This window comes from Magnetofaba australis IT-1, from assembly GCF_002109495.1.
Classification (GTDB): domain Bacteria; phylum Pseudomonadota; class Magnetococcia; order Magnetococcales; family Magnetococcaceae; genus Magnetofaba; species Magnetofaba australis.
In genome coordinates this window covers 23,848-32,345 of the sequence record NZ_LVJN01000007.1, presented here as the reverse complement: position 1 = coordinate 32,345, position 8,498 = coordinate 23,848, and the positions used below count along the sequence as shown (strand labels likewise).

Annotated in this window: 6 protein-coding genes; all 6 read left to right on the top strand. The window is 61.8% G+C overall.

Going from position 1 to position 8,498, the window contains the following annotated elements; genetic code table 11:
- Positions 1–136: 136 nt before the first annotated feature.
- The 6 genes from MAIT1_RS00760 (at position 137) to MAIT1_RS00735 (ending at position 8,496) form a co-directional block, all read left to right on the top strand.
- Positions 137–1,084, top strand: a complete 948-nt coding sequence (locus MAIT1_RS00760; RefSeq protein WP_085440115.1) for a phage tail tube protein — start codon at positions 137–139, stop codon at positions 1,082–1,084.
- Complete coding sequence (locus MAIT1_RS00755) at positions 1,081–1,554, top strand: hypothetical protein (protein WP_085440114.1); 474 nt, start codon at positions 1,081–1,083, stop codon at positions 1,552–1,554. The genes MAIT1_RS00760 and MAIT1_RS00755 overlap by 4 nt, the downstream gene beginning before the upstream one ends.
- 56 nt (positions 1,555–1,610) lie before the next feature.
- A complete protein-coding gene (locus tag MAIT1_RS00750) occupies positions 1,611–1,811 on the top strand; it encodes a DUF7697 family protein (protein WP_085440113.1) in 201 nt (66 codons plus the stop codon).
- A 93-nt stretch (positions 1,812–1,904) separates the two neighbouring features.
- The gene (locus MAIT1_RS00745) at positions 1,905–6,191 is read left to right on the top strand and encodes a coiled-coil domain-containing protein (protein ID WP_143814587.1); all 4,287 of its coding nucleotides are present in this window, start codon (positions 1,905–1,907) and stop codon (positions 6,189–6,191) included.
- Positions 6,188–7,663 (top strand): phage tail protein, encoded by a 1,476-nt coding sequence (locus tag MAIT1_RS00740; RefSeq protein WP_143814586.1) that lies wholly within the window; start codon positions 6,188–6,190, stop codon positions 7,661–7,663. The genes MAIT1_RS00745 and MAIT1_RS00740 overlap by 4 nt, the downstream gene beginning before the upstream one ends.
- The gene (locus MAIT1_RS00735; protein ID WP_143814585.1) at positions 7,660–8,496 is read left to right on the top strand and encodes a hypothetical protein; all 837 of its coding nucleotides are present in this window, start codon (positions 7,660–7,662) and stop codon (positions 8,494–8,496) included. Before MAIT1_RS00740 ends, MAIT1_RS00735 begins: the two co-directional genes overlap by 4 nt.
- Positions 8,497–8,498: the final 2 nt, after the last annotated feature.

Sequence of the window (8,498 nt, the reverse complement as noted above, 5' to 3'; positions counted from 1 at the left end):
TGGCCGCCCGGCCATCCAGTTGGAACACGAAGAGGGAGCCGCGCCTCTCCTGGGCGGCATCATCGAACTGACCCTCGACTACGAGACATCTTCTCCAATTTCCTGAATAACAACCCGATAGACGAGAGGATTCGACATGGCCCGCAGCTATGGCTCGAACGCTACCCTATTGCTTAAACGGGAGGGCAGCTACGGCTCCATCCCCACGGGCGACTACATCCAGATGCCCTTCAACCGCTGCACCCTGAGTAGCGAGCAGGGGCTGATTGTCGATCCAGTGCTGGGTCAGGGACGCGACCCCCTGTCGCCGCTCCAGGATGTCATCAACGACGAAGGCGACATCGTCGTGCCCATGGATGTGCGCTATCTCGGCCTGTGGCTGACGGCGCTGCTGGGCAATCCAGTGACGACCGGAGTGGGGCCCTACAGTCATGAGTTCCACTCAGGAGGCGCATCCATCCCCAGCTACAGCGTGGAGGTGGGGCTCTCCCAGGCGTCCTCCTTCTTCATGCACCAAGGCGTAAAGGCCAACACCCTGGCCCTGGAGTTTCAGCGCTCCGGCGCGGCGGCGGCCACGTTGGGCGTCATCGCCCAGGGCGAAACCCGCAACGGGACATCCCAAGGCGGCACGCCTACTACGCTCACCTTCAATCGCATCAGCCAGTTTCAGGGCAGCATCAAACGCAGCGGCACGCTCATCGCCAATCTCACGGCGGGTTCGCTGACCTACTCCAACAATCTGGAGAAGATCGAGACCATCCGCAATGACGGACTCATCGATGGCGCCGATCCCACCATCGCCGCGCTCACCGGCAAGATCGATGTGCGCTTTGCTGACACCACGCTTGTTGATCTGGCATCCAACGGTACGCCGGTGGATCTACAGTTCGCCTACACCATCGACGCCGACAACAGCGTGGTGTTCGACTGCCACGAGGTCTATCTGCCCAAACCCAAGCTCACCGTGGATGGTCCCGGCGGGGTGCAGGCGAGCTTTGACTTTCAGGGGGCCAAGAACGCCACGGCGGGGCGCATGCTCACCGTGACCCTCACCAACGACGAAGATGGGAGCGTGTACCTGTGATTAGCCTTTCTCAGCCCAAAGAGCCGTTTGATTTGGACCTGCCCTACGGCGTGACGGTGACGGTCAAACCCCTCACCACCGCCGCCATGTCGCTGTGTCAGACCGCCGCACGCCGACGTTTGGAGCGGGAGTATCCCGAAGCCGAGGAAGGCGAGCAGCGCGAGGGGCTATTCCACGCCTATCTGATCCAAGAACTGGCGACCAATCACATCACCGCGTGGAGCGGCGTCGGTAATGACAATGGCGGTGAAGCGCCGCTCAATCGCCAGAATGTCATGGCGCTGATGGACCGCTATCCCATGGGCGAGCGGTTCTATCAGCTGTTCACCTTCCACCAAGTGATGCTCAACGCCGCAAAAAACGGATCCGCGCCCTCTGCCGCTGGCATTTCCAGCCCGGCGGAGGGCCAGGGTACTGCCGAGAGTGTGTTGATCGCGGCGAGCTCTGCGCCCGAGGCCAGCCCGGACTGAACGGTAAACTTTGTCCCAGCCGGGAGCATGCGCCGCGCAGCATCGAGGAGCAGCAGGTGTTTGAGGTTGTCCTGGCGTGTCAGAGTCAGCTCCGTGTTGCGCCATCGGGACAAGTTCTTGGGCTCGATATGAGCGTGGCGCTGCAGATGGCGGATGCCATGGGGATGGAAAGGGCTACGGCGGCGGAGTTGCTGCCCTGGGCGGAGATAGGGATGCTTGAGGTCATGCGCAGCAACAAAAAAGAGGCCGCCCAATGAATACTGATATTGGTGGCCCAAGGAGATGATTCCTCAAATGACCTCGCAGCAGTAAATATAAATATTATGATTCTCTAATGTCAAGTGAAAGCCATGACCCGCACCCAGCACAGCTACAGCATCCGCCTGTCCGTTGAGCAGGGCGGTAAGGTCAAAGCCGAACTGGCCGACATCGGCGCCAGCGGCGAGCGCTCTTTTCAGCGCATCCGCGCCTCCAGCAACGACGCCTCCCGTGGTCTGGAATCCCTCACCAGCCGCGCCACTTCCCTGCAAACCAATATCTCTCGCCTCACCGGCATTATCGCCGGACTCACCGCCGCCGGGGGGCTCACCGCTCTGGCCAATCGCGCTATCACCGCCGCCGACGCCATCGGCAAAACCGCAGACCGGATTGGCGTGGGCGTGGAGTCGCTCCAGGCGCTGCGCTACGCCGCCGACTCAGCGGGAGTCTCCCAGCAAACTCTCGAAATGGCGCTACAGCGATTCACTCGGCGTACCGCTGAGGCTGCCCAAGGGACCGGTGAAGCCAAAGCCGCGCTCCGTGAGTTGGGCATCTCGGCCAGGGATGCCGGTGGCAATGTCCGTGATACCGAGGACCTTCTCCTCGACGCCGCCGATGCGCTCAAAGGTGTCGAAAACCAATCCGACCGCGTGCGTTTGGCGTTTAAGCTGTTCGACTCTCAAGGCGTAAAGCTGCTGCAGATGCTGCAGAACGGCTCTGAGGCCATGCGCGAGACCATGCAGCGCGCGCGGGATCTGGGCATCGTGCTGGAGGAGGAGCTGATCCGCAACGCCGAGGAAGCGCGCAATGAGCTGGATACCCTGGCCAAGGTTCTCGATGCTAACCTCTCCCGGGCTCTGTTAGATCTGGCTCCGGCTATTTCGGATGCCTCAACCTGGCTGGCGGATCTGGCCAGCGATGGGGGGGTGGCGTATGAGAAATTCAAAGCCATCGTCACCGGTGACACCAACTTCGAGAACCTGAGTCTGCGCGCGGTTGCCGCCACGGTGCGGGAGTACCGAGAGGAGGTGGAGGCGCTGCAGAAGATCATCCAGGTCAATGAGACTCACCGGGATCTGTTCACTGGCCGGGACCGCATGAGCGATGGCGCGCTGGAAGGGATGAAAGCCAAGCTGGCGGAGAAGGAGCGCATCCTGGCCCAATGGTCAGCGAAGCTGGCCATGATGCGCGCGCAGAGTGGTTCGAACAAACCCGCTGGCGCGCCCCCCGCTGACAATCTGCCCGATCCTGAAGCGGCCAAAGCCGCCGCGCGGGAGTTGGCGCGCATTGAGAGCGCGTTACAGGATGATCTGGAGAAACTCCGCTCCGCCGGCCTGTCCAAACGACAACTTCTGGAGGAGAGCCACACCGAGGCGCTGCTCAAACTGCGTGATCTGCGCGACAAGGCGCTCACCGATGCAGAAAGGGCGCGCATCGACCAGGCAATGGAGAGTCAATATGAGCGTTATCGCCTGGAGCGCGCAAAGCTGGTGGCTGTTGAGCGCGAGTATCTCGCTGAACTCAAGAGTGAGATCGCCCTTCATCAGCAAGTAATCGACGGCAAGATCCCCCTGGAGGAGTTGACCCGACGCCTTGCTGAGGCTGAGCGCGAAGCGGCCATCCAGAAGGAACTGAGCAACACACTCTCGGAAACCGGCATTCAACTCGGCTCAGAGCAGGCGCGCGAACTGGAGCGGCTCATCCGCGCCAAGGAGCAAGCGACGCGCACCACTGAGGAGATGACTGAGGCGGAGGAGAAAGCCGCCAAGGCCGCCAAGAAGGCAGCAGACGAACACAAGAAGGCCCTCGAAGCCTACGAGAAGAGCCTTAACGCCCCCTTTGAGCGCGCCGCAGAGGGCATTCAGAACGTTTTGACCGACGCCTTTGAGTCAGCGTTTGATGGCAGCCTGCGCAGCGCCGACGATGTGGCGGATGCGATGAAGCGCATCTTCATCCGCGCCGCGGCGGAGATTGCGGCGGCCATGGTGATTCGGCCAGTCATCGGTTCAGTGATGGGGTCGGTCGGGCTGGGCGGCGTGGCGCAGTCCATGGGGTTGTCTGCTCCCAGCATCACGGGGCTCAGCGGTGGCGGCGCGGGCAGTCTGTTCAATATCGCCTCCACGGGCAGCGACCTGTTCTCCGCCTTTGGCGGCAGCTTTGGTTTGCAGACCAGCGGTATTGGCGGCGCCATCAACGCTTTCGGCGCATCCAACCTCGGCATGGCCTCGCTGACGCCTCAGTTCTATGTCCCCTCCATGGGCATGACGGTGACGGGCTCGGAGTTGGCTGCGATTCAATCTGGTCTGGGCTTTGAGCTTCCCGCCACCCAGGTGGGCACGGCGGTAACGCCGGGTTCCAGTATGTTGGGAGCTGGCACCGCCATGGGCTATCTGGGCGCGGCTGGATTGGGCTATGGCGTGGGTTCCATGGTGTTTGGTTCTCAGGAGGCAGGCATCGGCGGCGCATTGGGCTCCGCTGCGGGATACGGCATCGGCTCCTCCATGGGGACCATCCTGGGGATGGCTGGCGGTCCCGTGGGAATGGTGCTGGGGACGCTCGCCGGGAGCTTCATCGGCGACCTGTTTGGCGATGACGAACCCTCACCGCCTGCCATTACAGTATTCTTCAATGGCATGGAGCATCCTTGGGCTGGGAGTAACCATGTCAACATCGGCAACCTGACCAGCACCCGTAATGCCGATACGCCGGTAGATGCCGTCATCGCCATGAGTGAGGGGCTGCGGGGATTGATCACCCAGGGCGGGTTTACCCTGGGCGAAGATTACACGGTTCACGAACTGGGGCACGTGGGGTGGCACGCTGAGAAGGGCTACTCCGATAGCGCCACCGGCTTTGGTTGGACGGCGGAGAACTTTGGTCAGACGATGTTGGGGCTGTTCGGCGGCAATCTGGCCAACGGAACAATTCAAGGCGCGGCCCCCGCGCTCAAGAACGCCCTGAACAACGCCAGCGACTACACGGAGATGGAGCGCATTCTCACCGAGTGGTCCGCCGGGCGAGATCAGATGTTGGCGGTTTTAGAGGGCGTATGGGCGGAGCCCACCGATGCAATGACGCAAGCCGAAGCGGCGGTGCAGGCGCTTAGCTCTCAGTTTGACCAGATGGCAGCCAACGCCGATCTCTACAATATCGCCCTGGAAGAGGTAGACGCCGCAGAGGCGCACGCAAAGGAGCAGATGCGCAGCCAGTGGCAAAGCGAGATCGAGGACCAGCTTCTGCAACTGACCGACCCCTATGGCTTTGCGCTCAAACAGCTGCAAGAGCAGCAAGCTGGCCAGATCAAGGCCGCTGAAGCGGTGGAGATGGGCGCTCAGGCGTTGTCGGATCTGCACACCGCGCAATTGGAGGCGCTCAGAGAGCAGTATCGCATCATCCCGGAAGTGGCCTCGGAGGATGTCACCGCAGCAGAGCGCGCGGCGTTGCAGTGGGCGGAAGGAATCCGCCGGGATCTACTTGGGGTGATGGACCCCATGGCGCTGGCGTTTGAGGAGTTGGACGACTGGTATACCGAGCAGTTGGCCCAGGCGGAGCAGTATCAACAACAGACCGGGGACCTGACGGCGCTCTATCGCGCCAGACAGCATGCCATTCAAGAGGAGTATGCGCAGATCGCTCCCGCATTGGATGAAGAGGCGCTCGATTCTCTGGACGCGCAACAGCGGCAGGCGTTGCAATGGTCGGAGTCGATCAGGCGTGAGCTGCTGGGGATGACCGATCCCAGGGCCCAGGCGCTGGAAGAACTGGAGCGGTGGTATGCAGAGCAGCAATCTCTTGCTGAACAGCATCAACAACAGACCCTGGAGCTGACGGAGCTCTACCTGACCAAAAAGCAGGCCATAGAGGAGCAGTACGCCGAGCAGGCTGTGGCCACCGCCAATGGCGTGAGCGTGAGAATGCAGAGCGCCCTACAGGGAATCAATAACACGCTGCTGGGGCTGGAGACGGGGAATCTCTCCACCCTGACCCAGGCGGAGCAGCTGGATCTGGCCCGAACCGCATACAATGGCGTGGTGCAGCGCGCCTACAACGGCGATATTGACGCCATCACTCAACTGCCCAATCTCGCGCAGGGCTACCTCACCGAGGCCCGTGATCAATACGCCAGCGGGGCGGGCTACAAGAGCATCTTCGATTCGGTGCGGCAGGATCTGTCGGGGCTGCTTCCAAGCAATCAATCCACCCCTGCCGCCGAATCCGACGCCCTGCGCAACGAAGTCTCCGAGTTGCGCGCCGACGTGGCGTTTCTCACTCAAACGGTGGAACGCCAAACTCAGCAGCTCATCGCTGCCGGTAAAGAGCAGGCGGCATCCGCCACAACCGCATCTCTCTCCCAACTGCGCGCATCGCAACTCTCATGACCATCTCAGATTCAGAATACCAAGCGTGGCTGGCGAATCCGGCTGCGGCAAGAGAGCTGTTGCTGGAAGCCCATGCCTATCGCCACGACGCCATTGAAATGCTGCGACTGTCCCGCTCCGGCTACATCTCCCACGCATCCGATTCACCAGCCCACACCACCTACGATGGAGTGATCATCGAGCCGGTGACCATCACCCGGCAGTTGAATGGTCTCTCCGGGCAGGCGTCGCGCGCCTGGGGCGACATTGTGTTCGCCAACCCTGAGGGGTTGATGGACGCCTGGCTGACAGAGGCCACGTTTGCGGGGCATCCGGTATCGCTAAAACTGGGAGACCCCGCATGGTCTCTGGCCGATTTCCGCACCGCGCTCACCGGCGTTGGCGGACGCTTGAGCTACGCTGGCGCGGCGCTGCGTCTGGAGGTTCATGACCACGGCGCGACACTGGATCGGCCTGTGCAGTCCAATCTACTCACCAGTGGCCCAGAAACGGACAACCCGAAACCTCTCCTTTACGGGAGAGTTTATAACACCAGCCCGGTGCTCATCGATGCCACTGTGCGTGTTTATCAACTCCACGACGGCGCGTTGCAGTCGGTGGATGCTGTGCGCGACAACGGCGTTTTGCTGACGGCGGTGACAGATTACAGCGTCGATCTGGCTAACGGCGCCATCACGCTGGTCTCTGAACCAGCGGGGCAGATCACTGTTGACGCTGTATCAACTACACAGACCGCTGCCGACATCATTGAAGCGTTGGTGACGCGCGAGGCTCTGACATCCGGAGACTTGGATGCCGACGCCTTCGCTGCTCTCAACACGCTCTGCCCGCAGCCCCTCGGGCTCTACATTCGGCAGCGTCGCAATCTGGTCGATGCCATCCAGGAAGTGGCTGCCAGCGTCGGCGCATGGTGGGGCTTTACGCGCTTGGGCAAGTTTACCGTGGGTCGCATGCCGGATCTTTCAACGCCGGGCGATCCCGTGCTGGACCTGGGCCCGGATGACCTGCATGCCGAGATCCCGCGTCATGAGCCCCTGGATGCGCCCCCATGGCGAATCCGGCTGGGCTACCATCGTCACTGGACGGTTCAGGACGCCGATGGCTTGGCGGGGTCGGTGTCTGCCGAGGCCCGTGCTGCTTTCTCCCAGGAGTATAGCACCGCCTCTGCCTCTGATGCCGCCATTCAAACGCAATGGTCATTGGCTTCTGATCCCGATCAGATTCCGGCGCTGTTGGCCGACGAGGCGGATGCGTCAACCGAAGCGTCTCGCCGCCTGACTCAGAACCAATCCGCGCGCCACAAGTGGACATTTCGCACCCAAGCCGGGGCGCTGGCCGCTGATCTGGGCGATGTCGTGCGCATCACTCATCCCCACATCCCCAGCTGGGAAAACGGTCGCAGCGGCATCGTCACCGCCCTGCGTGAAACGCCCTCTGACAACCACATCGACATTACGCTGGTCACATCATGAGAATCGTACCCGAGAATCTCGCCGACTTGGCCACGCTGACCTGTGCGCCGACGCCACTGGCGGAGCAACCGGTCACGCATCTCCAGGATCTGCGCCGTCAGCGAATGATGCGCACGGTAGATACGGCGGACCATGTCATCACAGCTACTTGGTCGGCGCCACAGCGCATCTCCTGCATTGGGCTGTTTGGCCACAATATGCGCAAGTCCTCAGCTCAGTGGCGCGTGCAACTCTTTTCTGATTCTGCATGGACCACCAGCGTCTACGACTCCGGTTCAATCCCTATGACGGTGGTGAAGGGCTTTCGCGCGCTCACCTGGCGTGTCGACGCTTGGCGCGCCACCATCTTCTCTGATCGTGATTCCGCTTTCTCGGTGCTGTGGCTCGATGACAGCCACGCCATCCAGTCTCTGCGTATCACGCTCTCCGACACCACCAACCCGGATGGCTATCTGGAAGCGTATCGACTGCTGGCCGGTCTGCACTGGCAGCCTACCCATGGGCCCGCCTTTGGCGCATCGCTGCAAGTCGATGATCCCACTGAACTGACGCAAACCGCTGGCGGTACTCTGGCGGCAGTCTCGCGCGGCGCGCCGACACGGCGTTTATCTCTGGAACTACGCTGGATGTCCCGCGATGCCGACGCGCGCCGACTGATCGAAATGCTGTCCAACCAGAGCAAACGCAAACAGATGCTGCTCTCCCTGTTTCCCGGCGCGGGGAGTGGCGAAGAGATCGACTACACCATTCTGGGGCGGATCTCTGACTCCCCGCAGATCGCCATTGTGCATCCCCAACGCGCCCGCGCCAAACTGACCTTCACCGAGGGCTGAAC